This is a genomic window from Mycobacterium neumannii (assembly GCF_048452905.1).
Classification (GTDB): Bacteria; Actinomycetota; Actinomycetes; order Mycobacteriales; family Mycobacteriaceae; genus Mycobacterium; species Mycobacterium neumannii_B.
In genome coordinates this window covers 1-1,151 of the sequence record NZ_JBCGVF010000013.1, presented here as the reverse complement: position 1 = coordinate 1,151, position 1,151 = coordinate 1, and the positions used below count along the sequence as shown (strand labels likewise).

Genomic DNA, 1,151 nt, shown 5'->3' with positions numbered 1-1,151 from the left:
GCATTGCTCCTATGTCAAGCCGCGTCGCGGTGATCGCTGTGGTGGGGGTTTCGTCGGGTGTGTTCGTCGGTGTGTAGGCGGGTGAATACGACGCGTGAGAGGCGGCGTTTGAGGCAGCGCAGGGCTTCTGTGGTGGAGTTGCCTTCGGCGAGGCGGTGGCGGTAGTAGCGCTGGCCGGCACTGTCGCTCAGACGGATCTGGGTGATCGCGATGCGGTGCAGTGCGGCGTTGAGTTGGCGGTTGCCTGAGCGGTTGAGCCGCACCCGACCGACCGTGTTGCCTGACCACACTGGGATCGGGGCGGTGCCGTTGTGGCGGGCGAAGGCGGCTTCGCTGCGGAATCGGGTGATGGTGGCGGTTTCGCCGATGATCTTGGCCGCGGTCAACTCGCCACAACCGGGTAGCGACAACAGCGCTGGAGCCACCTGCTGGACCCGTGTGCCGATCCGTTGGGTTAGCGCTTCGATGACTCGGGTCAATCGGATGATGTCGGCGAGCTCGTCGCGGGCCAATTCGGCGAGCACTCCGGATTGGGTTTGAAGCCAGGTGCCCAACACTGCGCAGGATTTGGCGCGGTGCAGGGACGCGGACTTGGGTTCAGCAGCGGGATCGATTTCATGGACGCGTTGGCGGAGCCGGTTGATCGTGGCGGTGCGTTGTGCGACAAGGTCTGCACGGCGATCGGTGAGCAACTTGAGCTCGCGTGAGAGCTCGTCATGGGCGGCCACCGGCAGGTCGGGATGGCGTAACACCGCCTGGGCCACGGCCAGCGCGTCGATCGGATCGGACTTACCGCGGGTGCGGGCACTGGCTCGGGCATGAGCCATCAACTTCGGCGCGACCCGCACCACCTGCTGACCGGCGCCAAGCAGATCACGCTCTAAGCGCGCCGACAGATTGCGGCAGTCCTCAATTCCCCACATGAGGTCGGTGCCGAACTGCTCGCGAGCCCAGGCCATCGCCTTGAGATGGCCGGTCGTGGTCGCCGGGACCACTTTCTCACCGAGTTTGCGCCCGACCTCATCGACTGCGACGAAGGTGTGGGTGCGCTTGTGCACATCGGTTCCAATGATCACCATGGACGGTGCCTTCTTTCATCGAGACGTGGATAAGGCAAAGGTTGGACCGGCCGGCTGGACACATCTCAGTGG

1 protein-coding gene is annotated in these 1,151 nt (G+C 64.6%); it reads right to left on the bottom strand.

What is annotated here, in order from left to right; genetic code table 11:
* Nucleotides 1–14: 14 nt before the first annotated feature.
* Nucleotides 15–1,079 carry an IS110 family transposase gene (locus AAHH99_RS24900; protein ID WP_418771136.1) on the bottom strand — a complete coding sequence of 355 codons (1,065 nt, stop codon included), beginning with the start codon at nt 1,077–1,079 and terminating at the stop codon, nt 15–17.
* Nucleotides 1,080–1,151: the final 72 nt, after the last annotated feature.

Bases quoted from the DNA above. Each gene is read 5' to 3' on its own strand.
- AAHH99_RS24900 (WP_418771136.1), bottom strand. From the start codon at position 1,079: ATGGTGATCATTGGAACCGATGTGCACAAGCGCACCCACACCTTCGTC.